The sequence below is a fragment of the Halalkalibacter flavus genome (assembly GCF_036663575.1).
In the GTDB taxonomy this organism is placed as follows: domain Bacteria; phylum Bacillota; class Bacilli; order Bacillales; family Bacillaceae_D; genus Halalkalibacter; species Halalkalibacter flavus.
In genome coordinates this window covers 43,011-70,008 of record NZ_JAWRVK010000019.1, presented here as the reverse complement: position 1 = coordinate 70,008, position 26,998 = coordinate 43,011, and the positions used below count along the sequence as shown (strand labels likewise).

The window sequence follows — 26,998 nt, the reverse complement described above, 5'->3', positions numbered from 1 at the left end:
TTGAGCCTTTAGGATTTATTACTATATTCTAAACGGCATATTTTTTTCAGAGATTTGAACCTTTATAGATTCAAGTCTCTTTTGTCTTATATCTGAACGGAATGGATGAATTCTAAACGATCAATGTTAACTTCTAAATTCTTCTTAATCGTAGACCGATCAATCAAAATGGGAAAATGGTATTTAAACAATAATATTTTTTGTAGAAGACGGATAGGGCATTCGATATTAAATGAAAATGATCTCAAAACAAATTAAAAAAGGAGTAAGAAGGAAGAAATAAATGAGAAAAATTGGTTACTCTAACCTATATCAAGAAGGAATAGGAGAGTAACTATGTTTTCAGCAGCAATGTGGGGAGCTGTAGCAGGTTCATCCCTCGTATTAGGTGCATTACTTGGAATTTATAAGGATATTCCGAACAAAGTGTCGGCCTTTGTAATGGCATTTGGAACAGGTGTACTCATTGGAGCAGCAACCTTTGAACTATTGTCCGATGCAGTTCGAGATGGCGGCATCATTTATCCATCTCTTGGCTTTCTAATTGGCGCAACATTGTTCATTGTTGCTGAACTCATCATAAGCAAAAAAGGAGGCCAAGAGCGTAAGCGCTCAAAAGAAAATCCATCAAGTCACTCTGGAATGGCTATTTTTATAGGAACGATCATTGATGCCATTCCTGAGTCTGTCATTATAGGAGTAAGTTTGCTTGAAAATCAGTCTGTAAGCTGGGTCATTGTTATTGCCATTTTCATAAGTAATTTTCCAGAGGGATTATCAAGTAGTATAGGTTTCAAAAAGGATGGCTATAAAAAAGGGAGAATTTTATTTCTTTGGTTAGTTGTTATGGTTTTGTCTTCTGTAAGTGCCCTTTTAGGATATGCGTTAATCGACCCTACTTCAACAAAAGTCATTACAACAATTGGCGCTTTTGCTGCAGGTGGGATTTTTGCAATGGTGTCATCAACCATGCTTCCCGAGGCTTTTGAAGAAGGAGGTCCGATTGTGGGGTATGTGTCTGCTTTAGGATTATTATCTGCTTTGATTTTAACGTATTTTGAGTAAGTCATAATCTGAATTTTTAATAGAAGATCAGCTTAATGTTTACCGGTTCCGTCCCAGGTGGGAAATTTTTAGTTATTTCGCTAAACAACATAGGAGTCATCTACGACTATTTCACAGTACAATTATCATAAAAACGCTTGGAATGAGCGTTTTTTATTATGTTTTTTTTTCCGCATATGCGAAAAATCATCTCGACACAGCTTAAAAATTAACTTTAGTAAACAACCATAGAAGAATAAAGATAGTTGAACTTATTCCGCAAATTTGAATTAAGGTCCGCTTTCTTTGAGCGGTGTTTTTTTCAAAGTATATCGAAGCCCATATCGCAGAGGCTACTCCTAATACTGCAATGCTAATCCAAAATACCATAGTAAATTCCCCCTTCGAAATAAATAAATGTATATGTAAGTTAATATGCGAACTCCAGTATGAATCTCTAATAGAGCCTCTGTAAATATGAAATTCATACCGGGTAGCTAAGCAACTAATTACTTATTATCTAGTTTATCAATTTTATTAGAAATCTCGTCTAGTTTTTTTAGAAGTAATATATCATTATGATTTTTTGCTCGCATAAATCGTAGAATGCTAATTAAGAAATAAATAATAAAACCAATTATAGATAAGTATAAAAGTAACCCAATTCCATAACCATTCATAGAAGAACTCCACCTTAATTAAGAAATTTAAATCCCTTTTCTTATTTTATCATTGATAAAGAGTTATTTGGAACTTATATCCATCAGCTCTAAAGAATATATTTAATTGATGTTGATTAATTGTTTTTATATATGGGGGGAATGACTATCGTATTTGTTACAGAATTATTTATATAGTTTGTTCGATTAATGCAACAAAAAACTCGGATGACACCGAGCTTTTTTGCACACTAATTTTATTGAATATTATTGAACTTCGTTTAGATCAATCGTTACTTCCAACTTCTTCAGAAAGTTAGGCGAGTCCATCAAGACTGTATTTAAAACGAATTCTTCTTGATGCAACGAATGAGAGAAAGTAAGTTGAAATTTATTGTTCTTACCTTCAACTCGTGTCGCTGATTCGTCAGAGTCATATCTGGTACCTTTTGAATCTTCAATCCAAATAGCGTTTGCTTGTTCGTATAAATGATCCCCATTTACCGTATAGATTAATGTCAAAACCCCATCTGTTTCAACTACGTCCAATACAGTCACTTCTCCTATATCTCCTTGAGGAAGGATGAGCTGTTGTCCCTGCCATTTTCTCTTTATAATCTTTGGAATGGATTCATCTCTTTCACGAAGAAAGGGTTTAATTGTAATTGAATTTGGCAGGGGATCAAGTGGTTCGAAATAGTGTTTAAAAGTATGAATCACTTTCCCGCCCTCAGGGCCGCCACCACCACCTCCGCCACTAAATGGTTCCAGTACACGACCTTGATCGTCGACTAGTTGGTAATCTAACATCATGTATTTATCATCAAAAAAAGTTTCTTCCTCCATTATTAAGCGAAGATCTATCTCTGTAGATGTTGGAAAGAATGTTAGCTTATCATAAAGAATAGTAAGATCATCTCGTTTTTTCGCATCGTTTATGATAAACATTTTATGATTTCCATGTAATGTAACCGGAAGTTTAACTGACCATGATCTTCCTTCCCGAGGCCGGATCTCTAGCACAAATGAATCTGGTATATGATCGCGAACACTTATATTAAAAGTGCCAGCATAAAGGCCTTGTTCAATTTTTCTTACATTTCCTCCTATGCCTACGTTTCCAATATAGCGTCCATCAATTAATATTTCAAAATCTTGTAGATAATATGGTCTTTCTTCCGTTTCTATTGTTTCCATTACATAACCTATATGAATTTCACCACCATCATATAGCGTTTCAGTAAATGTAATCACTTGACCATCGACTTCAATTTGCTTTCCAAGTTCTGTTGTTAGACCTTCTTGTGTCCCTTTTTTTACACCTTTGTCGCCAACAAATTCAAACGCAGAGCCAAAGACCGGGAGATTTTTCATTGTATCAGCAAAAGCTGGCGAGAAAAAGGAAGCTCCGAAAGAAATGGAAAGGATAACCATTGCAGCAGTCAATCCAACGAAATATTTCGATCTCTTCTTTCTACGAGGTAATTGTTGAAATGTTCGTTCAATTCGCTCATCGACACTTTTTGAAAGGGAGGGGTTAACGTCTTTTTTTAATTGTTTTTCCCATTTATCCATGTCGAAACCTCCTCATGTTTTGTTAACTTTTCCCGCATTTTTTCTCTTGCGCGACGTAACCTTGTTTTGATCGTATTCTCAGATACTTCAAAGATAAGTGACAATTCATGAATGGAAATGTCGTCGAGATGATAGAGCTTCAGCAGTTGCTTTTGCTCTTTTGGAAGAGAGTCGAGCATTTGTTCAAGGTCAATTTTTTCAAATCCGTGATCCTTTGAATATGGCTCCGCTAATTCTTCAATCGAAACAAGATTCTTCCGATTTCTATTTAACTGATGACACTCATTCATGACAATCCGCACCAACCAAGTTTTGAAATAAGCTGGCTCTCTTAATGTATGAACGTTTTTATAGGCTTTGAGAATGGCTTCTTGAATGGCATCTGCACAGTCTTCATCATGAGATAAAATCGTTTTGGCGACTCGATACATCATAACCTTATACGTCACAATCAGCTTTTCGAAAGAGGAAACGTTCCCCTTTGTGGCCTTCTTTACTTCCTTTAATTGATCCAATACCTGCGCTCCTTCCATGGTGTTCTATTTGTTAGATACATAAGTGGTATGTTTGGTTTCACATATTTAAAAAATTTCTTTCTTAATCCTACTACATAGATGAAGTTGTACAATAATTAATCTTAAAGAGGGAGTCATTCGAGTTTCTTTTTTGCAAAATTTGATTGAGAAATCTTTCCAGCAAATAAACTTCCATGTTAAGATCAAAACGAAGTATATCTTTTTATAGAGGTGAGTTGAGATGAGAAAAGTTGAGTAGAGTACAAAGTTAGATTTAGAGAGAATTGTGTTTATTGGGAGAACATTTGAAGAGTATATGGCGATGTTTCTCCTTTCCAGTGATGAGTTAAAGGGAAAAAAGGTACTTGATTGTCCAGCTGGGGCCTGCTCTTTTACGGCTGTGGGAAATAAGCAAGGGTTGGATATAACTGCTTGTGACATTGCTTATGATCATGCAAGTGAGGACCTAAAAAGTAAAGGGATTAAAGACATTGAGCATGCCATCAAGCATATGGAACAAGCGAAGGGGAACTACGTATGGGATTATTTTAAAGATGTGAATGCACTAAGAAAGAATAGACTAAATGCGTTACATGATTGTTCGGTTGATATGAAACAAAATAATGAACGGTATATTCCTGTTACTCTGCCTTTCTTACCATTTCACGATGATGAGTTCGATGTTGTGTTGTCTGCACATTTTCTATTTATGTATGGAGATCGCTTAGATTACGAATTTCATTTAGAAACGATAAATGAGTTGCTTCGAGTTACTAAAAAGGAAATAAGGATTTTTCCTTTAGTAAATTTGGAAGGGAAACGTTATGAACACTTGGATCAGTTAAAAAGTGAGCTTGTAGGCAAGGGATATTCTGTTGAGGAGAAAGAAGTACCTTATGAATTTCAAAAGAATGCAAATTCCATGATGATTATTCATAAAGCGAAACAATAGAAGGGCAGCATTCGCTAGCCTTTCTATTGTTTTGATAAAGTGGGACTTTAAAAATGTACGAAATGGTTTAACCAATTGTGTAAATGGATTATTAAAGTATCGAAGTTATTTTTTATTAACTTGGGACCCACTTTTCTTTTGGCTCTGTGAACTTGTGTTTCCGATTTGAAATTCATTACCTAATTCAACATCATTTCTTTTATCTTGTTTCTCAATTTGTTCTCTAGTTTGATCCTTGCTTTGTACTCCTTGTTTTGACATTATTTAATTCCACCTCGCTTTCGAACGATAATGGTTTTAATATGCGCAATTTAAAAGAAAATAAAAAGACAAATTATTACAGGGAGAGGGAGCGATTCAGAATAGGTATCGCTCCCTTTCTGTGCTTTTGTCCATGCCAAACCAATTGAAGCTACGAATGAAGGTGTCGACCTTTTTTGGTTTATCTGATGCTCAACGAGTTTTGCTAGCAGACATAGAATCCCAAGCGCAAATATATACAGATATGGGAGTTGTAACAACACGGAACGCAACGGATTTAAATACTTTCCAACAAGATTTTATCAATGCCATTGCACAGCACCGCCACTGGATGCGGGAAAATTAAGATGGGAAACTGAGCGGTTAAAATAATTTATTTTATTTGCAACGTGAATAAATCAGGTGGAGTCTTCCACCTGATTTTTAACTTTCAAAAAGGCATTTTTTAAGCTTGGGGTGAACCACCAAAGGCTTTAATGTTATGGTGATTTTTAACATTTTCTTATTGATTTGATTAAGCAATGATATTGCTGAGGGGTATCGATATCGATGAATTGTATTTCTTCATTTTCTTTAACGATGATTCCTTGATTATTATTTCGTATAATATGGCGAGCTCCAGTATCTCCTTCTAACTTCCAAAGTTCAGGATATAATATTGAATTAATAATAATTGGTGGTCTTTGAATTCCATTGTAAGACGAAGCAATAAAGTCAGGTCTTTTTATTTTGTATATAGAGATTAATCGATCAAGAAGTTTTTGTGAGATAAAAGGTTGGTCTGCGAGTAAAACCATGACAGCATCTGCTTGAAGGTCTTGAGCGATTTTTAGGCCAGCTTTAAGAGATACAGCTTGACCTTCATTAGATAATTTAGACCTTTTAACTATGCAGTTGGAATGGGCAACAAGGAACTTTGATGGAAGCCATGTAAGGGGGTCTTCTTGATTTACCACTACAATAACTTTATCTAATTGAGAGTCTAGGGATGTTTCTAAGCTAATACTCCCTAAGCATTTTCCGTTTATAGGAAGATCCAACTTAGGACATCCCATTCTTTGGCTCTGGCCTGCGGCTAAATATATTCCACAAATCAAGTTGGCACCCCTTCTTTCGGTTAGTTTTAATGACATCGGCAATAATACTTATTGCAATTTCATCTGGTCCTTCAGCACCAATTACTATCCCAACTGGTGAATGAAGTTGTTCTGGTATTTTCTCTTTATTTAGTAATTGTTGCGTTCTTTTTCTGGGTCCTAAAATACCTAGATATTTTAATTTTTCTTGAATGAGAGATTGTAAGATTTCTTGGTCTTTTTGAAAATGGTGAGTCATAATGATAACTGAATCTTTGCTCGTTAATGGATAGGACTTTAACAACCTACTTGGCCACTCTAAAATTACTTCATGAGCAGTTGGGAAGTGCATTGGAGTACAATAATCTGGTCTCCAATCCGTTACAACCGTATAAAATCCCGTTTTTACAGCTATTTCAGCTAGTGGTCTTACATCAGGACCAGCACCAAAAATAATTAGCCGAGGTTTAGGTTGAAAAACTTGAACAAAGTAGCGGTTTAAGTTTTTTTTAAACAATTTATGATAGATGTTGTTCTCGAAAATTGAGCTCGAAACACTTATTAGTTCATCATTATTAAAATCTCCGAATTGAGGATGGTTTACTGGTATGAAAATATAACTTAATACTGAATTTGAATGAGATAACTTCTTAATATGAAGAACAGGTACTCCTTTGTTTATATATTTATCTACAAGCTCTAAGTGTTTCTTGAGTTTAGCATCTACATATTCTAATAAAATTGATATCTTTCCATTACACCCATTACTGATTCCCCAACTAGTGTCATCATCTGTTTTCATATCATAAAAAAGTATACGAGATTGTTGATCCTTAAAGACTTCTGCTGCACTTAATACAATATCATTTTCTAAACAACCACCACTCAATAAACCAATTTGTACATTGTCTTCAAAAACAAGCATCATCGTACCTTCTTTACGATATGCAGAACCTTCAACGTTAATTATCGTAGCCAACACCATCTTTTGTTCGGATGTTCGAATGGATTGTAAAATGTTGAATCGTTCACTCATGTGGGCCTCCTTAAAGTTTTATTAACATAACTGATTCTATGATGAATAGCCACATTGTAAATTTAAATTTGTAAGATAACTATGAAAGAAATAAAAGGATAGAACTTAATAAAAGGGTAATTTTTTTGAAGTGGGTTAAAGAAAAAACGACCACTTCTAAAGTGATCGTTGGTTGTAGTTAAAATGTTATTTTTTTATGATGATATGGTCACCGCTTTTAAGTTCTAAGATATCTGCTAAAAAAACTTCAGCAAGGTTATTTGAAATATCGATTAATTCTTCCTGGTCTTTTGCTAATAAAGAAAGAGGAGCCCCGCCTAAATAACGATTTTTGTCCGTTGTCACCATGGCAAGTATTCCTTTGATTTGTCCACCGTTATCACCCATTAGCTTTGACCCCCTTTATGGAAATTTAATAATTCAGGGTTCTTTTTTACTGTCTCTAATAGAGGAGTAAGTAAAATCGTTTCTTTTAACAGTTTAAAATTTTTGATGATAGGTACCAAAACAATGATAATGACTCCAGCACCAGGGTTTTCTACGCTGTATAACTTTTTCTGTCCAATTCTTCTTGTTGCTTCAAATAGTATCGCTTGACGTTGTCCGCCATTAAAAAGAGGAATTTGAAAGTGATCTTTGTTTGGACGAATAACTGCTGCGATTCCGTCATCTAAAAACCATTCTTTGGCTTCCTCTCTACCCGCTAGATTGTACACAAACATATCATTCACGTATAGATCAGAACCTTTTATTTCAATTTTTCCTTCTTCTACAGTTGCAATATCTCTTACTTTTTGCCGTGCAGTAAATCGTTTTAATAAATAAAAAATGATAAGTCCAACAAGTGAGCCGGAGACAACTTCCATCCAAGTAGCCACATCTAGATAATCTTGAAAAAGCTGAATGGTTAGTGCGGTAGAAAAGGAAACGAGTAAAGTAATGTAATTTCTTGCTTCAAAGATTTTAGCAATTCCATCAATGTAAGCATCGCCTCGTCTTGTAAATTCATCCCCTTCGAGATCTAACAGACTTTCCCTTTCGATTTTACGGACATCTCGAAAATGTTGTGCTGCTAAAGCAAGAAACGTAACTGCTGTAAAGTTCTTGGTCATTAATGTTGGAATGATGAAAGCACCTATTGATGCAGCAAGTGCACCAGTGACTACGTGAATTAAGTAACCGTTTGGATAGTTAGGGTATTGCCTATAATCAAGTATAATGGAAATGAAGCGGACCAATGTTCCAATAATCGTTGCTGTAATAATTAAGACTAGCATTTCGGGTGAAATTACATCGTTGTTATTAGGCATGTTCGTGACTCCTTGTAAAAAAATTGACACTAGTAGATTTTGTTAAATAAGAAATTTTATACAGTGAGTCACAATATTGGATTTTAGGTGAGGTTTATGTTGCATATGCTGTTTACTTGAATTAAAGGACCTTATTTCTAAACTTGAATGAGTTTTGGCTTAAGGACGAATGAACTTGTATATGTAAACCAATAATAGGAAATATCTTATTTATTTTAATGGCTATTTAATGTTGGTTTGTAGGTTTACAAAGAAATTATTAGGAGATAGTTCTGAAAAAATGGTTAGAGGTGGCTTAATTTCATGAGTTGGAGTATTGGAAAAAGCATTTATCGAAAAGAAGCGGTAGAGAAGGTGACTGGAGCAGCTAAATATACGGATGATTATTCTAAGAAAGAAATGTTACATATAAAATTAGTCGTGAGTTCTCATGCTCATGCGAAAATTATAGCTATTGATACAACAAAATCAAGGCAAATCCCTGGTGTTCGAGCGATTTTACTTGGACAACCTTTTCCGCTCACTGGAGAAGAAATTAATGATCGTCCTCCGATTGCATTTGATAAGGTACGATATCATGGTGAACCTGTTGCCGCAGTCATAGCCGATCATCCCGTTCAAGCAAAAAAAGCAGCTGAATTAGTAGAAGTGACATATGAAGTGCTACCTGTAGTGAACTCTGTAAAGGAAGCGCTCCTTCCTAATGCCCCACTCGTCCATGAAAACTTAGGAAGTTATGAGCGAATCGAACATGTATACCCTGAACCGAATACGAATATTGCTGATCGGACAAAAATACGGAAGGGAAACATGGAAAAAGGGTGGAAGGAGAGCGATGTCACAGTTGAAGCTAACTTTTCATTTGGTCCTTCTGATCACATTGCTATGGAAACCCGTTGTGTAACTGCAGAAATAAGACCAGATGGTGTCGTTGTATTTTCTTCAGCAACACAGTCACCATATATGATCAAAAAATTATTAAGCAGTTACTTCGGCTTAGAAGAAGGAGAGGTGATCGTCAATACACCGTTGGTTGGTGGTGGTTATGGTGGGAAAGTAGCGGTGCAGTTAGAGTTGATTGCTTATATGGCAACTCTTGCTGTTGGTGGGCGACCAGTGAAAATTTTAAATTCGAGAGAAGAAGATATGATTACCTCACCAGTCCATATTGGTCTAGATGCCACAGTCAAGCTTGGGGCAACAAAAGAGGGGTACTTAACAGCATCTGAAATCATGTATAGGTTTGATAGCGGAGCCTATTCAGACAAAGGAGCAACAATTAGTCGAGCCGCGGCTGTTACTTGTACAGGACCATACTATATTGAAAATATATGGTGTGATTCAATTTGTGTTTATACAAATCATCCATATGCGACTGCTTATCGAGGGTTTAGTCATTCAGAGCTTTTATTTGCTTTTGAACGTGCGATGGACATGCTCGCTAAAAAACTCAAAATAGATCCATTAGAATTACGAAAGAAAAATGCATTTTTACCAGGACATACGACACCAACGCAAATTCGCTTGAATGAAAGTACGGTTGGTAATTTACCTAAATGTATTGATCGATTAAAACAACTAATGAATTGGAAAGAAGGCCAACTTATCCAAGTGAATGAACGAAAAGTAAGAGCAAAAGGGATCAGTTGTATTTGGAAGACATCGACGATTGATTCTGAAGCGAGCTCCGGAGTGATACTAACCTTTAATGCTGATGGAAGTATAAACATTCTTTCTGGTGTTGTTGAAATTGGAACTGGTACAAAAACAATTCTCGCTCAACTATTAGCCGAAAAACTCAAAATGGATATCAATAAAATTCATGTCAAAATGGAAATTGATACACAAACAACACCGGAACATTGGAAAACCGTTGCCAGCCGAGGAACGTTAATGGCAGGGAGAGCTTTGTTAAAAGCTGCCGATGATGCCATTTTTCAATTAAAGGATATTGCTTCACGTGTTTTAATGTGTTCACCAGATGACTTAGAAGTTGGAAATGAAATGATCTATGTCCGTGATGAACCTGACACATTTGTTCACGTCAAAGACGTATGTCTTGGCTATAAGTATGCAAATGGTTATTCAATCGGTGGCCAAGTTATTAGTAGAGGTAATTATACGTTACGGCATTTAACACACCTTGACCATGAAACTGGGGTAGGGAAACCAGGACCAGAATACTCAGTTGGTGCTCAAGGAGTTGAAGTAGAATTTGATACAAGAGATTTTACATATAAAATTATAAAGGCTTATTCTGTATTAGATATTGGAAAGGTATTGAACAATAAAGGAGCCAAAGGCCAGGTGATGGGCGCAATGAGCATGGGGTTAAATTTTGGGAGTAGTGAGACATTTTCTTTTAGTAATGATGGAAAAGTCCTTAACCCTAGATTACGTACATATGTACCATTTCGTTATGGCGATCATCCTAATTATATCGTTCATTTTCTCGAAACCCCTTATGTGGATGGGCCCTATGGAGCACGTGGTGTGGGTGAACACGGATTAATTGGTATGCCAGCTGCATTAGCGAATAGTTTATCTGTCGCTGCAAGTGTCGAATTGAATCAATTGCCCATTACTCCCGAGTTGATTTGGAAGGAAAAGAAGGGAGTGGAATAAATGATCTCTTTTGATTTTGAATACTACAAACCAACATCCATTAATGAAGCTATTCAATTGTTTCAGTCGTTGGTTGAGCAAGGGAAGGATCCGATCTATTTTTCTGGTGGGACAGAAGTGATCACTTTAGGAAGAGTAAATCAAATCCAGACGGATGCAGTAATTGATATCAAAGGAATCCCAGAATGTCTCGTTTTAAAGAAAGATGAGCAAAAAGTAACTTTAGGATCAGCACAATCGTTAACTAAAATACGTGAAATGCAGCTTTTTCCTTTTCTAAATAAGGCAATTGTCGAAATTGCAGATCATACAGCACGTAACAAAATTACGTTAGGCGGAAATATTTGTGCAAATATTATCTATCGAGAAACCGTTTTACCGTTGTTGTTAACTAATAGTGAAGTTGCCATTGCTAGCCCTAATGGTTTAAAACAGGTTCCTCTTCAAGAAGTGTTTAATCAAAAGTTAAATTTAGAAAAAGGAGAATTTCTTGTTCAAGTGACGACTGAACAAAGTGAAATCGATTGTCCTTTTGTTTGTGTAAAAAAGCGCAGGCAATGGGATGTCGGATACCCTTTAATAACAACGGCTGCATTAAAGAAAGAAGGTTACATTAAAGCAGCATTTAGTGGACTAAGTGATTACCCTTTTTACGATCCAATGATTGAAAAAAGTTTAAATAACAAGCAATTATCAAAAGAAGAAAGAGTTGATCAAGCTCTTCAACAGATTTCCGTACCAATATTAGATGATGTCAATGGTTCTGCGGAATATCGATTGTTCGTATTGAAAAATACAATGCTTGATGTACTGGATGAACTGGAAGGGGTAGGAAATGTATAAAAGAGAAATAACATTACATATCAATGGTGACGATCGTGACGTTTATGTTCGGAATGCTGATACATTATTGTACGTTTTACGTGAAGAGTTTGGCTTAACAGGAGCAAAGCCTGGTTGTTTAAATGGGGATTGCGGTGCCTGTACCGTTGATGTAGATGGCGATTCGATGAAAGCATGTTTGATGCTGGCAGTAGAAGCTTCTGGTAAAAGTGTAACGACAGTTGAAGGACTAAAAAATGCCGCTATTCAGACAGAGTTTATCGAGAAGTTTGCCTTTCAGTGTGGTTATTGTACGCCTGGGTTTATTATGAATTGTAACTCTTTAATCCAAAAGTATCCTGATGCAGACGATAAGGTAATTAAAGACTATTTAGAGTCGAATATTTGTCGCTGTACAGGTTATCAAGAAATCGAACAAGCAATAAAATCAGTATTATTAAAAGACTCAAGTGGTGCATAATTAGTGAAATCAAATTATTCCAAAAGGATAAAAAACAGGTGGAAAGTAATAAGAAAATGTATGTTAAAGAGCTAGGTTACGCATCATATACGAGTAACAACAAATATATTTTTAAAGGGGAGTTTTTTTATGCAACAAAACCAACAAGCACAACAAGCTGCACAACAAGCTCAACAAGCAATTCAACAAGCACAGCAAGCAATTCAACAAGCGACACAACAGGCGAATCCTCAAGCGATACAACAAGCGCAACAACAATTACAACAAGCAACACAACAGCTTCAGCAAGCACAACAACAGCAAAATCAACAACAATAATTTAAAATTTATTTTACTATGTAAAGAGGCTGTCGCAAGGACACCCTCTTTTGTTTAGGTTTAAAATTAAAATTACCACACAATATTTTATTAAGAGATGAGACAATTTCCAAGTTATGGAGTAGTTATTATTAAATCATGTAGAATATGAAAAGTAAATTATGTTAGATAAAGAATTGGGCAAGGTAATTTAAGTAACAGAAAACCTTAATTTTTCTACTCTGTTCAAATAATTTTCACTATCATCGTTTTCTAGCTATCTTAAACCCATTACCAATTGCATCAAAGCCTATTCGAGGATAATATTCCATAGCGGACGGAGCAGATAACAGCAACAGCATAACTTCTTCACTGATTTGTTCCTGTAGTAACCTCACTAACTCCTTACCAATTCCAGTACCTTGATACGCTTTATCAACCGCTAAGTCGGAAAGGTAACAACAGTAGCTAAAATCTGTGATTGCTCTTGCTACTCCGATAAGACGGGCAGCATCCCATGCTGTAACCATAATGTCCGCATTGTCTATCATGCGCTGTAAACGAGGCAGGTCATCAGAAGGCCTCTTTATACCGGAAGTTTTAAAAACACGTGCAAGATCCTCTGAGTTTACCGCCTTTTTTATACTATATGTTACATCTTCTTCCTCTTCATCATTTATACAACTCATGACAAAATATTCCTCCTTCTCTTTTTATAATATCGATTATATGAATTAACTGGCATCAGCAAAATAGTCAGATATGATATAATATTCCATGCCAGTACTAAAAGAGAGGATACATAAATGATTGAAATAACACCTTTTTTGAATCCTTCAACATCTGAACCATTATATATGCAACTTTATAGTTATATTAAAAAGGAAATACAACATGGAAAAATAGAACCGGGAATGAAGTTACCGTCAAAAAGAAAGCTATCTATTCACCTTAGAATAAGTCAGCATACAGTTGAGACAGCGTATCAGCAATTAATTGCAGAAGGATATGTTGAAAGTAAACCTAGAAAAGGATTGTATGTAAATTCAATACATGAAGATATTTTTCCTAATAATACTCCTCTTCCTAAAGTTGTTAAAAGGGAAAGTTTAGTTCAAAACAACCACTACAAAATTGATTTCAGTCATGGTAAAGTAGCTCTCGAAAATTTCCCATATTCAGTATGGAGAAAGTTAACTGTTCAGGGTTTGCACGATGACCAACTTTTTTTTAATGGTGATCGACAAGGTGAATTAACACTAAGGGGAGAAATTGCAAAATATTTATACCAATCAAGAGGTGTTAGGTGTTCAGCTGAACAGATAGTTATTGGGGCAGGAACACAATATTTGATCGGTTTACTTACGATGGTAATAGGAAGAGATTCAATTTATTCGATGGAAGATCCAGGTTTTCATCGAACGAGAGTAGCGTTCAAAGACCAAGGGGTTACATTAAAGGCAATCCCACTTGATGAAGAGGGGATTAACCTTGAACAATTAAAAAATAGCAAGGCTAATGTTACGTACGTAACACCTTCTCATCAATTTCCAAATGGAATAGTAATGCCTATTGCAAGAAGGCTAGACCTACTTAAATGGGCTGCAGAAAGCAATGGTTTCATCATAGAAGATGACTATGACGGAGAGTTTCGATATAAAGGAAAACCAATCCCTTCCTTACAAGGGTTAGACCCTAACGGAAGAGTCATATATTTAGGAACATTTTCCAAGTCGTTAATCCCATCACTTCGAATTAGTTTTATGGTATTACCAAAGGAGATACTGGCAAGCTACCAAAGCCATTTCACTATCTATAAACAAACGGTCTCCCGCTTGCACCAATATACGTTATACGAATTTATGAAGAATGGACATTGGGATCGGCATTTAAATAAAATGAGGACGACCTATCGAAAAAAGCAGAAAACATTGATTCAGTTAATCGATGAGTATTTTGGCAATAATGTAATCATGATTGGCGACGATTCAGGCCTTCACATTTTATTGAATGTTAGAAATGAGATGTCAGAACAAGAGTTAATTAATGCAGCAGCGGAAAAAGAAGTGAAGATTTATCCAACTTCTATTTATTACGAAAACTACATACATGATCTAGCTCCTAAAGTATTACTAGGTTTTGCTGGGTTAATGGATAATGAAATCAAACAAGGAATTCAACTTTTAAAAGAAGCCTGGTTTTAACTCTTTTTGGGATATAGTTACAGGTTTAATAACTTTGTGATGTAACTTAGATGCAATGCAAGAAAAAAATGGTAATCTATGTTATCATAAATTGGTTGTTATTTTTGGTAGCAACTCAATTTAGAGAGGAGGGGTCATGTTATGAGAAGTCTTGCTATTTTACTTACTGTTCTTTCGTTTTTTGCTTTAACGGCATGTGGAACGGAGACGTTTAGTCAAACTGATGTTCTAGGAAAATCAATTGAAGCCGTTCAAGATTTAGAGAGTTATTCAGTGGAAATGGATATGGCAATGAACATGATGGAAATGGAAACAAGCATGACATTATCAGGTGATGTGACACACAATCCAGACGCGATGTATTTAGTCATGAATATGGGCATGCCTGGAATGTCGATGGACTTTGAGGCGTATGCGCTCGAGGAGACTGTTTACATGAGCATGTTCGGGCAATGGATGAAGATCGATGCAAGTGAGATGGGCTTAGAAGATTTTGATCAATTGAATGAAGAAGCAATGCGAAAATTATTAGAATTTAGTGAAGAGTTTACAATGGCGGAAGAAAACGATGTGTATGTATTAACCCTTTCTGGCGAGGGAGACGAATACAGCGTTTTAATTGAGGATTATTTGAAATCAGGTATGGGCGAATTCAACGACGATGCTAATATGGAAGAAATGATGAATGCTATCCAGGTCAATGATTTTAGCATGGAAATTCATATTAAAAAAAACACGTTCATGCAAACAACACAAATCTTTAATGCTGATTTAATCATTGAAGAAGACGGCTTTACGATGCCATTAAGCATGAGTGGCACTGTAAAAATGTCCAATGTGAATGGTGTTGCTCCAATCGAAATCCCTGTAGAAGTTAAGGAAAATGCTGTAGAAGAAGATGCGGCATTTTTAGATTTTGACAGAGAAGGGCTTGAGCTATTTGGAGAGTATCAAGAATTAAGTATTGCAGAAATGCAAGAGATCGTAGAATATACTATTCCAGAAGTACAAGGACTACCTGAAGGATATGAATTAACGGATAGCTTATACGATGAAGCAATGGAGATGGTAATGATCAGCTATGAGAAGGATCTTGATAATAGCTTCATGTTATCTGTGATTCCAATAGAAAATGATCCATTTTTTGATCAGTCATTCATTGAAGGAGAAGGAGTGACTGTAAAAGGAAACGAAGCAACTCTTCACGATATGGGCTTTTTTATTAGTCTTAGTTGGGAGCAAGAAGGTTTGTTGTTTGAATTAGCTGGTAGCGGCGATGAGCTTTCAAGTGAAGTGTTTCTAGAAATGGCTGAGAATTTAGAATAGAGTTTGAATGTCGAGTCTGAATATATTCAGACTCGATTTTTTTATATAAACTCCAAAGAAAATGTAATTTTAACTAATGACCTCGATAAGTCGTCCGTTCGGTCTATTTATATTTATTTAATAAAACAAATGAAGAAGGTCGTACCCAAAGATAATGAGTAGAGCATATAATCCAATTATGATAGTTAGCCCAGAAAATGCAGCCAAAAAATGATCCGAGCCAGAACCAAATTTCTTTTGTAAAATAATCCATATACCTATACCGAGCAGTAATGGGAGAAAACATATAAAAAAAGTATCCTAATCAACCTCTCAAAATTTGTTGTTATCATTAGATTGTCTTGTTGTACAACTTTTATCCAATTATTTTACTATTGATTAACAAGAGTTTCTTCTACTACTTATTAACTAATTGACAAATATGGTAAAATGAAAAAAAGGAAAAAAACACCAAATAAGAAGGAGGTAGGTGTCATTTAATGTACGAACAGAAGACTAAAGAAACTGACAATAGTGTTATTGAATTTATTGAAAAAGTCGAGAGTGTCAAAAAACGTAAAGATGCCTATCAATTACTTGAACTATTTACTGAAGCTACAGGATATGAAGCAAAGATGTGGGGGCCGAGTATTATTGGATTTGGTTCCTACCATTATAAGTACGAATCTGGCCATGAAGGCGATGCACCATTAGTAGGATTCTCTCCTCGAAAAGCTAAAATAAGCTTGTATTTTGCAACTGGCGATCAAAAAAGGGAGGCATTGCTATCTGATTTTGGAAAGCACACAACCGGTAAGGCGTGTGTTTATATAAATAAAGTTGCGGATATAAATACAGATGTTTTGGTTGCGTTAATAAAACAATCTGTAACATTTCTGCAAGAAAGGTATCCAGATAGCAAATAAATTATCATTATTCCGGTTCGTTTAGGACAAGATTTGTAAGTGTTTACTCATTTATACTGTCTTCTGAAATATAGTGTATAAAGAATTGGGATAAGTATAATCTATACACATAATTGAAGCTGAAAAGGAGATAGTACACTATGGCATATGAAATTAAAGACATGATTATTGACGACGGATTCGATGGTGAGGAGTCAGTGACAGCTGCATTTTCTCAAAATAATAAAGACTATAGTATTACTTTTAATAAATCAGACCTTGAAGTCATTAATACGTGGGTTTTTGAAGATGAAACCTCTTTGCCAGCCAATTTATCTGACAACCTTATTGAATCAATTAGAGAAGATGTTAAAAAGAGAATCTAAGTAATCCAAATTATAATGAGGCTGTCTTAAGCCGACAATGGCGTTGTTCTTTACTTTACTGTGAGAGGAGAAACCCATTCCTCTCACGCATTTTTCTTCATGACTTTAAAATATTTCCTTACATATTCTTCAACTGATTGCTTCATTAAATGGGGAAACAATCTAACTTCCCGACGATAACCTTTACACACAAATAAATATACTGATAACTCTCCAACTTTTCCTTGGTTATAAACACTGAGTCTCCTCTGAAACATTTCTTTTTTGACCCGACCTAAATCTTTGCCAATTTGTATGATGACTTGTTCGACGAATTCTATGTAAGGTTCATTGAATTTTAATTTTGAATCTCGTAAAAAATGTAGATCTCGTTCAAGTACTTTTCTCACTAATGGCAAATAAATAAATTGATTAGCTAAATGTTCATCATCCTTATCGAACATGCATTACCATCTCCACCATTTTTATTTATATAATACACGAATATATGTTCGTTATACAACTATTTATAAAATAGAAATGAAACGTGCTGCAAATTAGCACGTTTCATTGATTGATCCTTAGACCGCTTTTAAAAGTTTGTTTGCTTGATTCTTTTTAATTCTCTTAATATCGAGCTTAATCATAACAGAAACGATTAAAGCAACCATTAACATGATGGTAATGAGAAAGAATGCCGGAGTGTAGCTACCTGTAGCTTCATGAATATAGGACACAGCAATTGGACCGACCACACCAGCTAAAGACCAGGCTGTTAATATATATCCATGAATTGCTCCCAATTCCTTCGTACCAAATATATCTCCTATAAAAGCTGGAAGAGCAGCAAATCCTCCTCCATACATTGTCATAATAAGGAAAATTAAGAGCTGAAACAGAATCACATTTGAAACGATAGGAAGAGTTAAAAAAGCAATGATTTGGATTACGAAAAAAATAGAAAAAACAGTAGGTCGTCCAATATAATCGGATACACTTGACCATCCAATCCTTCCTCCACCGTTGAAAATTCCCATAAGGCCGACCATAGAGGCAGCAGATGCAACACTTAACCCGACCATTTCTTGTGATAGTGGTGATGCAACAGAAATAATCATGATCCCTGAACTAATGTTAATGAAAATCATCGTCCAAAGCATCCAGAACCGCTTCGTTTTCACAGCTTCATTTGCAGTAAGTTGAGATAAATCTTCTTTTAATGCGTTTCTGCCATTATCTTTGATTTCATTTGATCCTTTAGGCACCCACCCTTTAGGTGGCCGAACAATATAGGATGCACCAGCTAACATTAAAAGAAGGTATGTTGTTCCTAAAATGTAAAAAGTATTTGAAACACCAACACTTTCAATTAATCTGGCTGCGATAGGGCTAGTTACGAGCGCGCCTGCACCGAATCCAAATACAGCTATACCAGTTGCCAATCCTCTTCGGTCAGGGAACCATTTTACTAAAGTCGATACTGGTGAAATGTAGCCCAAACCTAATCCGATTCCTCCAACGACACCATACATAAAAAGAAACAAAGGCAATGATTGAATCGAAACAGCAAATCCAGCCCCAACCTGACCTAAACTAAATAAAATAGCTGCGACTGTCGCTGATGTACGTGGACCCTTTTTTTCAACTAGGCGACCAAGAGTAGCGGCAGATATTCCTAGGAAGGCAATGGCTAAGGTGAAGGCAAGTGTTACTTGAGTACTTTTCCATCCGACAGTTTGTCCTATTGGGTTTGAATAAACACTATAGGCATACGCAGATCCAATCGATAAATGAATTGCGACAGCTGATAAGGCAATCAGCCATCTATTTTTTTCCTTCTCCAATGATGATCACTCACTTTCTACTTGATCTTTTTATAGCCGGATATTTTTTGTCGATCAATTTCAGTAGTTGAATACTCCTCTCATTTATTCAGTGTGCTTATCCAGCTAATCAACGGATATTCTTTCTATTTCATTTTAATAAACTAAAGCAACTCTGTATGTGAAAATAATCACAAATGAGTAAAGAAAAATATAAATAAATCAAACATGAAGGATAAAGCTTGTAATATTAAAAGTAGATAGTTTAATCTTTAATGGGAATGAGTTAAGGTTATTTGTTTAAGGGAGCGAAGAGGATATTTATGGGAAAAGGAAAAAAAGTTTTCACTTTTAGTCAGCCAGATATATTAAAAGCCCTCACTAGGAGGGACTTATTACTGTTAGTCTTTTTGATCTTCTAATTCTCTATTTACTTTTGAGATCGTAATACGCTCTTCTCCTGTACTTGGTTGTACAGCATCTTTGCTTTTGATCATATTGCGTTTAGACTTTGAACGCTTACTCATTTGGTCATCACCTCTTTTTAATATGTGTATAATACAAGATATATTTTTTGCGCAAATAGTCTTTTTTATGTAATGAGCAAATTTTCAAACCATTTAATATTAATGGCGATGTATTCACTTTTCTTCTTAGGGTCGGTAACTTTTTACCTAGTAATTTCGTTGTACATAGGGGTGATAAAGTTGAGAAAAGTAATGATTTTAGTATTTCTTCTATTAGTAACGATCATTTCAGCTTGTAGTGTCCAGAATGATGTTCGAAAGAGTGAGTTAGCTGAATATGAAGTTACAAATACTCATGCTGAATTGGAAGAAGGAAATTTTATTTATCGGCTAGTTACAGTAAGAGGTGAGTATAATCAAGGAGATAGAGTAACGATCTATGCGGAATTAGAGTATATAGGTGAAAAGGAAGAGGTTACAATTTATCATGCGGCTTCACCGTTCCACTTTCCAATGGTTGAAAAGGTACGTAACTTTAAAGTTGATTATTTTATGAATGAGCCATTAGTAAATACAGTCCTAAAAAAAGGGGAGCCTTATAAAGAAGAATATAAGGGAAGTGGTGGTTACAGTTCAGAAGATGATAAAGTATATGTAGACTTTGTGCAAAAAATTGCTGAGAATCAATTCCCAAATGGATACTATGTGGTGAACGGATTTGCTGACTTCTTTTTAACTGATGAGGACGGTCAAAAGAAAAAAGGGTTTCAGATGAATGCACAAATTGATTTTAAAGTCTTACCGCAGTAATGAAAAATGTAACGTGTAATGATATCATTGCACGTTTTTTTGTCACTATTGATTAGTAAGTAAGATTTTAAAACGATTTCTATGTATGAAGGAAGATTCTCATCCTCGCTTCAATTGTAACTGCATGACTGGCTTAACTATATAATCATCTAAAATCAATACTTTTGATGAACACGTATCGTGTTCTTCAAAAATTTGTAAGAAGTCATGATAAAACACTACTAATTTCTCAACGAGTAACACATTTTCTTTATCAAATAATCCTGAACGATTGATTAGTATATTATTGTATTTCTTCACTAAATTTCGCGTTCTTTTAAGTAACTTACGAGCATCTTTCATTTGAAAAATGTCATGGTGATCGATTAATGATGAAAGATCACAGATTAGTTTATCTTTAAGTTGTAGGTTGATTCGAACTACCGAATACGGTTCTTCCTCAAAGATAAAGTGCTTCAGCATTAGTAAATCTGATTCGACAGGAGCATGCAAGAAATTCATATAGATACGAAGTGTATTGTACGAATCATACATAGGGTTATGCTTTTCGCCGATAAACTGTAATCCGTATAGATGTAGTGCCGATTCAACTGAAGCGTTCGTTCGTGAAACTCGCTTCGTGAAAATTTCTTGGAAATCAACGTATCGTTTTTCGATCTTTGTAATCGTTGAATTGGGTATTGCATGTTCAGCAGCATCTATTCTTAAACGGTTTAAATCACTAGGCGACCATGAGAAAAACCGTGACTTTTTAATTCCACCTACCCAAGTTAAAAAGTCTTCAAAAACAGTTTTAAAATCATTTGCCTTAGCTAATTGCTTATCTTCTATTCCGGTTAAATTTTTACAAAAGAGACTTAATGGTTTCGTTGATTTTGGTTTAATATACTGGTCAAATGTTGATACCTTTTCAGTTTTAAGATCATATTTAACTGCGCCAATTCGTATAGCTTCCATTGATTCAAATGTCATACCTTTATCAGAACAGAGCATCTCAAAATCAAAGAAGATATATTGTTTTATTTCCGCCATAGTAATTTTCCCTCCCTCCACCAGGAAATTATATGGAAGAATCGTAAAAAAGAAAAGGACCAATTGATTCCAGTTACATGGTTTGTTTTTATAAGTTTTACATATTCATTGCATTCCCTAGATAAATTTAACAAAAAGGAAACGCTTACACAATTGTGTAAGCGTTAATGTGTTTAGCGTGAGCCACCTAATTGTTGCTCGGCCATTTGAACAAGGCGTTTTGTTATTTCGCCACCAACTGAACCGTTTGCGCGGGAAGTTGTGTCTGGCCCTAATTGAACACCAAATTCAGAAGCAATCTCATACTTCATTTGATCCAATGCTTGCTGGACACCTGGTACTAATAATTGATTTGAACTGTTATTATTACTTGCCATGTTTAAAACACCTCTTTCTTGTTTTGTAATGATAGTATGTTTGTAAGTTAGAAATCTTATTCTGGTAATATAATCCATTATCATATTACGGCGAAACAGGCTGTATAGTAACTTAAATAGTCAGGACACCATTTGGCACCTGACTATTAGAAAGGATTATTCAGCAGTTTTTCCTTCTTGATCTAATTCCTCTAATAAATGATCAATACTTTTATCAAAAGTGAAAAAATACGGTGTATTATCTTTATCAAAAATCAACAAAAGTGGAGAATCATTAGATGGAATGATAAATATAACTTCACTGACTGAAGTTTGTACCCAATCATTTGTTAGTGATATAGATTGTTCAAGTGGTACTCGGACTAACTTCCCTTTTTGGGGCATAGGTTTGAACTTCTTATAAATATCGTTTATATTTTCAAGGTACATTTCTGTTATTGATAAAATGGACGTATTAACTGGAAGTGTATGTATAATTTTATCATGCTCAATGTCATAAACTTCTACAACATCGTCTTCTTTAGCAAGAATGTGTATTGGAATTATTAACATAATGACTAAGAATACGAAAAAAGCTTTATACAAAGATATCACCCCTTTCAATGGTAATATAACCAGAGAGAGAACAATTACTCGGATCTTACATTGAAATCATATATATCTAACATCAGATTTTAGTTGATCTGTATAAATTACATAAAATTCTACAAATTTAGTTCTGAGTATGGTAAGATGAACCAAATATTAAAAAGTGGAGGTTTTAGTGTGGATGACTTAATATTTGCAGTTACCATTCTTGGTAGCTTGGTCATTTTTGGTTGTTTTGCTTGGCTTTTCGCATCATTAGGGAAGCGTATTCATTTTGAAGAAAAAGAAGCTAGAAAAGACCTAACATACGAAACAAATCCATTTACAGGGTCTGCGAAAAATACATACAGGAAGTGGAAATAAGGACACTGAAATAGAAATAGAGATAAAAGCCTAAACAATTTTTGTTTAGGCTTTTAAGATGCCCAAATTGTCGTAATGCTATTATAGAGGGGGTTAATTTTTGCTATAAAAACTAACTAAATGTATTGCGATTTAAAGTCATGCACAATTTATATAAAAAAAGCACAGTAGGATTAAATAAATGAACCGCGAAAAAAGAATTAACACTTTTGCATATATACTAAACGAGATAAAAAACTCTATATCAATGTCTATTGTATCTCATATCCTTTTCTATATAGCTCGGTTGTACATTCGTCTTATAAAAACCTATTTTAGGATTATCCGCGCTACGAGATGTCTTTTCATTTATAATAAATAAGTACGAGATAGAGATGTAAAGTTGTAAAGGATGAAGATGAAAAATGAATTCGATAGAACCAATGAACTACCTTTATACTTATTCATGTCATGAAGATGAAAGGGACTTATGTAACATGGAAATGAGGTCTTTTTTCGGATCTGATACAAATGAATCGGTAAAGATAAGCAAAGTGAAAATTGATCCAAGCAGAAGTCCATTTATGAAGGAACGACTTGATATTATCTATAGAGGGAGAACAGTTGAAGAGTTAGCAAAACAAGTAGATGGTTTTAAAATAGACGAGTCATTCAAAGTCATCTTTGTGAAAAATCCTTCTCATCCAAATAAGGAGGCTGTTCGCTTTGAAATGAGGAAGGAGATAGAGCGAAAAATCGGTCTTTTAATAAAAGGTGAAGTGGACCTTATTCATCCAACTGTGTTATTTGGGATTATGAAAGTAGACGGAGAGTGGATTTTTGGGAGGTATTATAAAAGTGAAGCTATGTGGTTACAGCATCAAAATAAGCCTCATCAGTATTCAACAGCGTTAAGTACTCGTGTCGCAAGAGCTGTAGTGAATATCGCTGTCCCTAGTTCAACTGGGATAAAAGCTATTGATCCTTGCTGTGGAGTTGGAACCGTACTAGTAGAGGCCCTTTCAATGGGAATTCATATTGTTGGAAGAGATATTAATCCACTTGTGCTGCCTGGTACTCGAGAAAACATCGCTTATTTTGGTTTTCATACAGAAGTAACTCTTGGAGACATAAAAGATGTGACAGAGAGTTATGATGTTGCGATTATTGATATGCCTTATAACCTTTGTTCAGTAATAACATCAGAAGAGAAACTAGAAATGATCCAAAGCGCTCGGACATTTTCAAAAAAAGTGGTTATCGTTACGATTGAGCCCATGGATTTAACGATTACAGAGGCTGGCTTTGAGATCGTTGATCGATGCGTTGCGAAAAAAGGAACGTTTTCGAGGGAGGTTATTGTTTGTCAGTAACAATTTTTAGTATTCGAAAATAGCTTTTTTTATTACGGATAAGGTGCTTGACCACATTTTTAGAAATTAGTTTAGAACAAGTTTTTCATGAGTTCGCTGAACTGGTGGGAAGCTTTTTCTTCCATATCAGCGGTTAAATGAGCATAAATATCCATAGTTGTATTTATGTTTGTATGCCGAGGCGTTGCTGGATTTCCTTTAACCCAACCCCAGCTTCAATAAGAAGAGAAGTATGAGTATGTCTAAGAGAGTGGCGAGCTAGCTAGCTGTCGGTTAGTTCCGGTTATTTTTAGAAGTCGTTTCATACGAACATGGGCTGTTTGATGAATTTCAGGATAACCAGTTCGCTTGGTCAGAACAAAGTCCTGATCTTCGTATTGGTCGCGAACCTACATTTTAAATTTGTTCTGTTCTTGTTTATGTTGCTTTAAGAGATTCATGATACACTCATCCATTTTAACTTTTCTGATAGAACCTTTTGTTTTAGGGGAGAGGAGTTGAAACTTTTTTGAGCTTTTTTGAGCTTTTTTGAGCTGTTTTTAGGATTAAATAGTGTTTTAGTAATATTAATAGTCGATTCTTGAAAATTAATATCTTTCCATTTCAGAGCTAAAAATTCTCCTACCCGCATTCCACTGTAGGCTAGAACGGGGAAGAATATGTTGTCTAGATATAAACCTTTGTTTTTTGCTGCATTTAGAAAGAGAACGAGTTCATGTTTTTCCATGAATTTTATCTCTTGATTCTTGTTTTCAATATCTTCAACTGAATCTATGCTGCGAGGAATTTTTGCGAATTCCGTAGGGTTCTTTTTAATAAGTTCGTATTCCATTGCTTTTTAAAAATCATTCTAGCTGATGTGTGGGTACCTAGGATAGAGTTATCAGAATAGCCTTTTTTCTTTAAATCGCTAAGTACAGTTTGATAGGTAAGGCCGGTTATGTCCTTTAATTTTGCATATGCAAGATATTTTAAGAGCCTGTTTAATTCTTGTTTTCGAATTCTCACTGAGCTAACTTTTGAGTTCTCTGAATAATGTTCCAACCATTTCATTGCGAAGTCTTTAACAAGAATGGCACTTTCGTCAACGAAGGTTTGCGAATTGATGGCTTGCTGCATTTCTGAACAAGCAGCCTGCACTTCTTTCTTAGTTTTAAATCCACTAACTGTTTTTTGTTTGCGTTTACCTGTTGCTGGCTCTACTCCAATGTCTATGGTGTAGGACCATTTGTTACCTCGTTTTCGGAAATATCCTTTCATGAACAGGTTATTTTACAATGGTTCAAAAATAACCTGCACAACCTTACCATAAATCTTAGCATTTCCATTACGCACGAGCATTGGCTCGTACTTGGAGTCGTCTGGATAGAGAATAACTTCTCCAGTTTCTGTTTTCTGGACACGCCTTAAGGTGGCATCTTCTCCATGAATAGCGACAACAGCAATTTCCCCGGACTCTACATCATCCTGCCGTTGAATGAGTACGCGGTCGCCTTTACATATTCGACTTCTTCCTTCCATTGAGTCTCCATTGACTACGAGAATGAAAACATCGCCTTCTCGATATTTGCCGTCATCTGGAATGTAAGTATATTCAATAATGTTTTCATCTGCGTCGAACGGATTATCGACGGAAATTCTTCCAATGACTGGCACACGTATCACTCCATGAATCTTTAGGATTTCTGGAGCTGAAGAATGGTGACCTAAAAGCGCATTTGGTGAGAGGTTAAACAGCGATGAGATTTCTTAGAGGCGATTGGGACGAGGAATTTTTTCATCACGCTCATACGATGCAATAGAAGCTTGACTGACCCCCAACAGTTCTCCGAGTTTCGTTTGACTGAGGTTTCTTTTTTAGCGTTCCTCTTTAAGGAGTTTTCCAAAAGAAAAGAATTAACGAGTAGGATTATTAAAGGTGATTTCAATTAAAACAACAACGTTATCATACAACAATGGAAATAACATACTATTCATTGAAAAATTGGAATAAAAATGACATTGTTCAATATAAATGAACCTGTAGGAAATTTAACAAGAAATGAGGAAAAAAGGTGAAGAAGGTATCAAAGGACTCGTTTATTAATGTTAGTAAAGGTGTAAAGAAGGTTGAAGTGATTATTGATGAATTTAATTACGATACGTATGCAGTTGTAACACCAATAAAAAATATAGAGATTATTGAAAAAAATAAATAAATGTAGAAGGCTTTTACCTATTAATAGAAGGTGTTAAGCCTTCTACTAACGGCTTAGTCTTATTTCAAGGAGAAGGTGGGAAGATTACTCATACCAGTTAAAATTATACAAAAAGGACAAAATCAAATGTCATATTTCTAATCGTTTATTAAATCAAAACACCTTCTAGCCGTTTATTTACTCATCGTAATAAAGTAAAAAAGTAGTCCAAAACCCGTAGCATTAATCAGTAATAACTTAATGTGTATTGGGGTTGAAGTCATCTGTAGGTACGTCCTTGATAATTGGCGAATTTTTAAGATTTCTTAACTGTCTTTTATCTGTTTTTGTTTCCCATATACTGTATCTTAATTTATGTTTTAAAACTTTGTCTTCCTTAGGCACTTATATGTCCCCCTCTAGAGTAATGTTTTATTACTAATCCTTTGATTGTTTGTGACTTGATTTTGCGAACAAGCTAATTTTACCATTCGGTTCTATAAACCCCTGTTGAATCTCTGATGAAGATGTATATCCTTTTACACATAGTTCTTCGTTTAACTCATTTTTACTAAGC

Annotated in this window: 32 protein-coding genes and 2 pseudogenes; 15 read left to right on the top strand and 19 right to left on the bottom strand. The window is 35.2% G+C overall.

From position 1 onward, the window contains the following. Nucleotides 1-336 precede the first annotated feature (336 nt). Complete coding sequence (locus SAY88_RS13920) at nucleotides 337-1,065, top strand: ZIP family metal transporter (protein ID WP_332632415.1); 729 nt, start codon at nucleotides 337-339, stop codon at nucleotides 1,063-1,065. A 905-nt stretch (nucleotides 1,066-1,970) separates the two neighbouring features. Here the strand turns inward: SAY88_RS13920 and SAY88_RS13915 are convergent. Together SAY88_RS13915 and SAY88_RS13910 are read right to left on the bottom strand one after the other, a co-directional pair. Beyond that, complete coding sequence (locus SAY88_RS13915; protein WP_332632414.1) at nucleotides 1,971-3,278, bottom strand: DUF4179 domain-containing protein; 1,308 nt, start codon at nucleotides 3,276-3,278, stop codon at nucleotides 1,971-1,973. Then, nucleotides 3,254-3,793: a sigma-70 family RNA polymerase sigma factor gene (locus tag SAY88_RS13910; protein ID WP_332632413.1), complete on the bottom strand. Its 540-nt coding sequence runs from the start codon at nucleotides 3,791-3,793 to the stop codon at nucleotides 3,254-3,256. Before SAY88_RS13910 ends, SAY88_RS13915 begins: the two co-directional genes overlap by 25 nt. A 316-nt stretch (nucleotides 3,794-4,109) precedes the next feature. Between SAY88_RS13910 and SAY88_RS13905 the strand changes: the two genes are divergently transcribed. After that, the gene (locus SAY88_RS13905; RefSeq protein ID WP_332632442.1) at nucleotides 4,110-4,745 is read left to right on the top strand and encodes a class I SAM-dependent methyltransferase; all 636 of its coding nucleotides are present in this window, start codon (nucleotides 4,110-4,112) and stop codon (nucleotides 4,743-4,745) included. Nucleotides 4,746-4,850: 105 nt separating this feature from the next. Here SAY88_RS13905 and SAY88_RS13900 read toward each other — a convergent pair whose 3' ends face one another. Beyond that, nucleotides 4,851-5,006: a hypothetical protein gene (locus SAY88_RS13900; RefSeq protein ID WP_250097558.1), complete on the bottom strand. Its 156-nt coding sequence runs from the start codon at nucleotides 5,004-5,006 to the stop codon at nucleotides 4,851-4,853. A 133-nt stretch (nucleotides 5,007-5,139) separates the two neighbouring features. On the opposite strand from SAY88_RS13900, the gene SAY88_RS13895 reads away from it, so the two are divergent. After that, nucleotides 5,140-5,352 (top strand): hypothetical protein, encoded by a 213-nt coding sequence (locus SAY88_RS13895; RefSeq protein ID WP_332632412.1) that lies wholly within the window; start codon nucleotides 5,140-5,142, stop codon nucleotides 5,350-5,352. 145 nt (nucleotides 5,353-5,497) lie between these two features. Here the strand turns inward: SAY88_RS13895 and SAY88_RS13890 are convergent, their stop codons facing one another. The 4 genes from SAY88_RS13890 to SAY88_RS13875 all read right to left on the bottom strand — a co-directional run bounded on the left by SAY88_RS13890 (nucleotide 5,498) and on the right by SAY88_RS13875 (nucleotide 8,428). After that, the gene (locus SAY88_RS13890) at nucleotides 5,498-6,046 is read right to left on the bottom strand and encodes an NTP transferase domain-containing protein (protein ID WP_332632411.1); all 549 of its coding nucleotides are present in this window, start codon (nucleotides 6,044-6,046) and stop codon (nucleotides 5,498-5,500) included. A 1-nt stretch (nucleotide 6,047) separates the two neighbouring features. After that, nucleotides 6,048-7,118, bottom strand: coding sequence for an XdhC family protein (locus SAY88_RS13885; RefSeq protein WP_332632410.1), 1,071 nt, complete (start codon nucleotides 7,116-7,118; stop codon nucleotides 6,048-6,050). A 186-nt stretch (nucleotides 7,119-7,304) separates the two neighbouring features. After that, nucleotides 7,305-7,505 (bottom strand): capping complex subunit for YIEGIA, encoded by a 201-nt coding sequence (locus SAY88_RS13880; protein ID WP_317121268.1) that lies wholly within the window; start codon nucleotides 7,503-7,505, stop codon nucleotides 7,305-7,307. Further along, nucleotides 7,505-8,428 carry a YIEGIA domain-containing protein gene (locus SAY88_RS13875; protein WP_332632409.1) on the bottom strand — a complete coding sequence of 308 codons (924 nt, stop codon included), beginning with the start codon at nucleotides 8,426-8,428 and terminating at the stop codon, nucleotides 7,505-7,507. The genes SAY88_RS13880 and SAY88_RS13875 overlap by 1 nt, the downstream gene beginning before the upstream one ends. Before the next feature lie 303 nt (nucleotides 8,429-8,731). On the opposite strand from SAY88_RS13875, the gene SAY88_RS13870 reads away from it, so the two are divergent. The 4 genes from SAY88_RS13870 (at nucleotide 8,732) to SAY88_RS13855 (ending at nucleotide 12,674) form a co-directional block, all read left to right on the top strand. Beyond that, the gene (locus tag SAY88_RS13870; RefSeq protein ID WP_332632408.1) at nucleotides 8,732-11,053 is read left to right on the top strand and encodes a xanthine dehydrogenase family protein molybdopterin-binding subunit; all 2,322 of its coding nucleotides are present in this window, start codon (nucleotides 8,732-8,734) and stop codon (nucleotides 11,051-11,053) included. After that, nucleotides 11,054-11,896, top strand: coding sequence for an FAD binding domain-containing protein (locus SAY88_RS13865; protein WP_332632407.1), 843 nt, complete (start codon nucleotides 11,054-11,056; stop codon nucleotides 11,894-11,896). Continuing rightward, nucleotides 11,889-12,356 (top strand): (2Fe-2S)-binding protein, encoded by a 468-nt coding sequence (locus SAY88_RS13860; RefSeq protein WP_332632406.1) that lies wholly within the window; start codon nucleotides 11,889-11,891, stop codon nucleotides 12,354-12,356. The genes SAY88_RS13865 and SAY88_RS13860 overlap by 8 nt, the downstream gene beginning before the upstream one ends. A gap of 129 nt (nucleotides 12,357-12,485) precedes the next feature. Then, on the top strand, nucleotides 12,486-12,674 hold the full coding sequence (locus SAY88_RS13855) for a hypothetical protein (RefSeq protein WP_332632405.1): 189 nt from the start codon (nucleotides 12,486-12,488) through the stop codon (nucleotides 12,672-12,674). A gap of 242 nt (nucleotides 12,675-12,916) precedes the next feature. On the opposite strand, the gene SAY88_RS13850 is transcribed toward SAY88_RS13855, so the two are convergent. Then, nucleotides 12,917-13,342 (bottom strand): GNAT family N-acetyltransferase, encoded by a 426-nt coding sequence (locus SAY88_RS13850; protein ID WP_332632404.1) that lies wholly within the window; start codon nucleotides 13,340-13,342, stop codon nucleotides 12,917-12,919. 117 nt (nucleotides 13,343-13,459) lie between these two features. Here SAY88_RS13850 and pdxR point away from each other — a divergent pair, with 117 nt between their 5' ends. From pdxR to SAY88_RS13830, 4 genes are all read left to right on the top strand, one after another. Continuing rightward, nucleotides 13,460-14,857 carry a MocR-like pyridoxine biosynthesis transcription factor PdxR gene (gene pdxR / locus SAY88_RS13845; RefSeq protein WP_332632403.1) on the top strand — a complete coding sequence of 466 codons (1,398 nt, stop codon included), beginning with the start codon at nucleotides 13,460-13,462 and terminating at the stop codon, nucleotides 14,855-14,857. A gap of 141 nt (nucleotides 14,858-14,998) precedes the next feature. Then, the gene (locus SAY88_RS13840; RefSeq protein WP_332632402.1) at nucleotides 14,999-16,183 is read left to right on the top strand and encodes a DUF4367 domain-containing protein; all 1,185 of its coding nucleotides are present in this window, start codon (nucleotides 14,999-15,001) and stop codon (nucleotides 16,181-16,183) included. Between the two features lie 479 nt (nucleotides 16,184-16,662). Beyond that, nucleotides 16,663-17,088 carry a DUF1801 domain-containing protein gene (locus SAY88_RS13835; protein ID WP_332632401.1) on the top strand — a complete coding sequence of 142 codons (426 nt, stop codon included), beginning with the start codon at nucleotides 16,663-16,665 and terminating at the stop codon, nucleotides 17,086-17,088. A 140-nt stretch (nucleotides 17,089-17,228) separates the two neighbouring features. Then, nucleotides 17,229-17,453, top strand: coding sequence for a hypothetical protein (locus SAY88_RS13830; RefSeq protein ID WP_250097569.1), 225 nt, complete (start codon nucleotides 17,229-17,231; stop codon nucleotides 17,451-17,453). An 83-nt stretch (nucleotides 17,454-17,536) separates the two neighbouring features. On the opposite strand, the gene SAY88_RS13825 is transcribed toward SAY88_RS13830, so the two are convergent. From SAY88_RS13825 to SAY88_RS13815, 3 genes are all read right to left on the bottom strand, one after another. Further along, nucleotides 17,537-17,896, bottom strand: coding sequence for a YhjD family protein (locus tag SAY88_RS13825; protein WP_332632400.1), 360 nt, complete (start codon nucleotides 17,894-17,896; stop codon nucleotides 17,537-17,539). A gap of 117 nt (nucleotides 17,897-18,013) precedes the next feature. Further along, nucleotides 18,014-19,276, bottom strand: coding sequence for an L-lactate MFS transporter (locus SAY88_RS13820; RefSeq protein WP_332632399.1), 1,263 nt, complete (start codon nucleotides 19,274-19,276; stop codon nucleotides 18,014-18,016). 380 nt (nucleotides 19,277-19,656) lie between these two features. Beyond that, on the bottom strand, nucleotides 19,657-19,782 hold the full coding sequence (locus tag SAY88_RS13815; protein WP_332632398.1) for a hypothetical protein: 126 nt from the start codon (nucleotides 19,780-19,782) through the stop codon (nucleotides 19,657-19,659). 180 nt (nucleotides 19,783-19,962) lie between these two features. Between SAY88_RS13815 and SAY88_RS13810 the strand changes: the two genes are divergently transcribed. Then, nucleotides 19,963-20,532, top strand: a complete 570-nt coding sequence (locus SAY88_RS13810) for a hypothetical protein (RefSeq protein ID WP_332632397.1) — start codon at nucleotides 19,963-19,965, stop codon at nucleotides 20,530-20,532. 99 nt (nucleotides 20,533-20,631) lie between these two features. Here the strand turns inward: SAY88_RS13810 and SAY88_RS13805 are convergent, their stop codons facing one another. The 3 genes from SAY88_RS13805 to SAY88_RS13795 all read right to left on the bottom strand — a co-directional run bounded on the left by SAY88_RS13805 (nucleotide 20,632) and on the right by SAY88_RS13795 (nucleotide 22,526). Beyond that, the gene (locus SAY88_RS13805; protein WP_332632396.1) at nucleotides 20,632-21,564 is read right to left on the bottom strand and encodes a 3'-5' exonuclease; all 933 of its coding nucleotides are present in this window, start codon (nucleotides 21,562-21,564) and stop codon (nucleotides 20,632-20,634) included. Between the two features lie 173 nt (nucleotides 21,565-21,737). After that, complete coding sequence (locus SAY88_RS13800) at nucleotides 21,738-21,941, bottom strand: alpha/beta-type small acid-soluble spore protein (protein ID WP_250097574.1); 204 nt, start codon at nucleotides 21,939-21,941, stop codon at nucleotides 21,738-21,740. A 156-nt stretch (nucleotides 21,942-22,097) separates the two neighbouring features. Continuing rightward, entirely contained in the window at nucleotides 22,098-22,526 is a 429-nt protein-coding gene (locus SAY88_RS13795) for a hypothetical protein (RefSeq protein WP_332632395.1), read from the bottom strand. A gap of 180 nt (nucleotides 22,527-22,706) precedes the next feature. Here SAY88_RS13795 and SAY88_RS13790 point away from each other — a divergent pair, with 180 nt between their 5' ends. Both SAY88_RS13790 and SAY88_RS13785 read left to right on the top strand, forming a co-directional pair. Further along, the gene (locus tag SAY88_RS13790; protein WP_332632394.1) at nucleotides 22,707-22,892 is read left to right on the top strand and encodes a hypothetical protein; all 186 of its coding nucleotides are present in this window, start codon (nucleotides 22,707-22,709) and stop codon (nucleotides 22,890-22,892) included. Nucleotides 22,893-23,296: 404 nt separating this feature from the next. Further along, nucleotides 23,297-24,244: a TRM11 family SAM-dependent methyltransferase gene (locus tag SAY88_RS13785; protein ID WP_332632393.1), complete on the top strand. Its 948-nt coding sequence runs from the start codon at nucleotides 23,297-23,299 to the stop codon at nucleotides 24,242-24,244. Nucleotides 24,245-24,680: 436 nt separating this feature from the next. Here SAY88_RS13785 and SAY88_RS13780 read toward each other — a convergent pair whose 3' ends face one another. From SAY88_RS13780 to SAY88_RS26025, 4 genes and pseudogenes are all read right to left on the bottom strand, one after another. Next, a complete protein-coding gene (locus SAY88_RS13780; protein ID WP_332632392.1) occupies nucleotides 24,681-24,971 on the bottom strand; it encodes a tyrosine-type recombinase/integrase in 291 nt (96 codons plus the stop codon). Nucleotides 24,972-25,015: 44 nt separating this feature from the next. Then, nucleotides 25,016-25,504 (bottom strand): site-specific integrase family protein, encoded by a 489-nt coding sequence (locus SAY88_RS13775; protein WP_332632391.1) that lies wholly within the window; start codon nucleotides 25,502-25,504, stop codon nucleotides 25,016-25,018. Between the two features lie 12 nt (nucleotides 25,505-25,516). Then, complete coding sequence (locus tag SAY88_RS13770; protein ID WP_332632390.1) at nucleotides 25,517-25,909, bottom strand: LexA family protein; 393 nt, start codon at nucleotides 25,907-25,909, stop codon at nucleotides 25,517-25,519. Between the two features lie 84 nt (nucleotides 25,910-25,993). Continuing rightward, nucleotides 25,994-26,089, bottom strand: a pseudogene (locus tag SAY88_RS26025) (helix-turn-helix domain-containing protein); the annotation flags it as partial. A 209-nt stretch (nucleotides 26,090-26,298) separates the two neighbouring features. On the opposite strand from SAY88_RS26025, the gene SAY88_RS13765 reads away from it, so the two are divergent. Further along, nucleotides 26,299-26,442 carry a hypothetical protein gene (locus tag SAY88_RS13765; RefSeq protein ID WP_332632389.1) on the top strand — a complete coding sequence of 48 codons (144 nt, stop codon included), beginning with the start codon at nucleotides 26,299-26,301 and terminating at the stop codon, nucleotides 26,440-26,442. 417 nt (nucleotides 26,443-26,859) lie between these two features. On the opposite strand, the pseudogene SAY88_RS26020 reads toward SAY88_RS13765, so the two are convergent. Beyond that, nucleotides 26,860-26,997: pseudogene (locus SAY88_RS26020) on the bottom strand (hypothetical protein); the annotation flags it as partial. Nucleotide 26,998 lies beyond the last annotated feature (1 nt).

What these genes read in the sequence shown, in the direction of transcription:
- SAY88_RS13775 (WP_332632391.1), bottom strand. Translation starts at nt 25,504, where the DNA reads ATGAAAGGATATTTCCGAAAACGAGGTAACAAATGGTCCTACACCATA.
- SAY88_RS13840 (WP_332632402.1), top strand. Translation starts at nt 14,999, where the DNA reads ATGAGAAGTCTTGCTATTTTACTTACTGTTCTTTCGTTTTTTGCTTTA.
- SAY88_RS13805 (WP_332632396.1), bottom strand. Translation starts at nt 21,564, where the DNA reads ATGGCGGAAATAAAACAATATATCTTCTTTGATTTTGAGATGCTCTGT.
- SAY88_RS13860 (WP_332632406.1), top strand. Translation starts at nt 11,889, where the DNA reads ATGTATAAAAGAGAAATAACATTACATATCAATGGTGACGATCGTGAC.
- SAY88_RS13850 (WP_332632404.1), bottom strand. Translation starts at nt 13,342, where the DNA reads ATGAGTTGTATAAATGATGAAGAGGAAGAAGATGTAACATATAGTATA.
- SAY88_RS13905 (WP_332632442.1), top strand. Translation starts at nt 4,110, where the DNA reads ATGGCGATGTTTCTCCTTTCCAGTGATGAGTTAAAGGGAAAAAAGGTA.
- SAY88_RS13800 (WP_250097574.1), bottom strand. Translation starts at nt 21,941, where the DNA reads ATGGCAAGTAATAATAACAGTTCAAATCAATTATTAGTACCAGGTGTC.
- SAY88_RS13835 (WP_332632401.1), top strand. Translation starts at nt 16,663, where the DNA reads ATGTACGAACAGAAGACTAAAGAAACTGACAATAGTGTTATTGAATTT.
- SAY88_RS13855 (WP_332632405.1), top strand. Translation starts at nt 12,486, where the DNA reads ATGCAACAAAACCAACAAGCACAACAAGCTGCACAACAAGCTCAACAA.
- SAY88_RS13895 (WP_332632412.1), top strand. Translation starts at nt 5,140, where the DNA reads ATGCCAAACCAATTGAAGCTACGAATGAAGGTGTCGACCTTTTTTGGT.
- SAY88_RS13780 (WP_332632392.1), bottom strand. Translation starts at nt 24,971, where the DNA reads ATGGAAAAACATGAACTCGTTCTCTTTCTAAATGCAGCAAAAAACAAA.
- SAY88_RS13825 (WP_332632400.1), bottom strand. Translation starts at nt 17,896, where the DNA reads ATGTTCGATAAGGATGATGAACATTTAGCTAATCAATTTATTTATTTG.
- SAY88_RS13915 (WP_332632414.1), bottom strand. Translation starts at nt 3,278, where the DNA reads ATGGATAAATGGGAAAAACAATTAAAAAAAGACGTTAACCCCTCCCTT.
- SAY88_RS13885 (WP_332632410.1), bottom strand. Translation starts at nt 7,118, where the DNA reads ATGAGTGAACGATTCAACATTTTACAATCCATTCGAACATCCGAACAA.
- SAY88_RS13785 (WP_332632393.1), top strand. Translation starts at nt 23,297, where the DNA reads ATGAATTCGATAGAACCAATGAACTACCTTTATACTTATTCATGTCAT.
- SAY88_RS13865 (WP_332632407.1), top strand. Translation starts at nt 11,054, where the DNA reads ATGATCTCTTTTGATTTTGAATACTACAAACCAACATCCATTAATGAA.
- SAY88_RS13920 (WP_332632415.1), top strand. Translation starts at nt 337, where the DNA reads ATGTTTTCAGCAGCAATGTGGGGAGCTGTAGCAGGTTCATCCCTCGTA.
- SAY88_RS13830 (WP_250097569.1), top strand. Translation starts at nt 17,229, where the DNA reads ATGGCATATGAAATTAAAGACATGATTATTGACGACGGATTCGATGGT.
- SAY88_RS13870 (WP_332632408.1), top strand. Translation starts at nt 8,732, where the DNA reads ATGAGTTGGAGTATTGGAAAAAGCATTTATCGAAAAGAAGCGGTAGAG.
- SAY88_RS13900 (WP_250097558.1), bottom strand. Translation starts at nt 5,006, where the DNA reads ATGTCAAAACAAGGAGTACAAAGCAAGGATCAAACTAGAGAACAAATT.
- SAY88_RS13815 (WP_332632398.1), bottom strand. Translation starts at nt 19,782, where the DNA reads ATGAGTAAGCGTTCAAAGTCTAAACGCAATATGATCAAAAGCAAAGAT.
- SAY88_RS13875 (WP_332632409.1), bottom strand. Translation starts at nt 8,428, where the DNA reads ATGCCTAATAACAACGATGTAATTTCACCCGAAATGCTAGTCTTAATT.
- pdxR (WP_332632403.1), top strand. Translation starts at nt 13,460, where the DNA reads ATGATTGAAATAACACCTTTTTTGAATCCTTCAACATCTGAACCATTA.
- SAY88_RS13880 (WP_317121268.1), bottom strand. Translation starts at nt 7,505, where the DNA reads ATGGGTGATAACGGTGGACAAATCAAAGGAATACTTGCCATGGTGACA.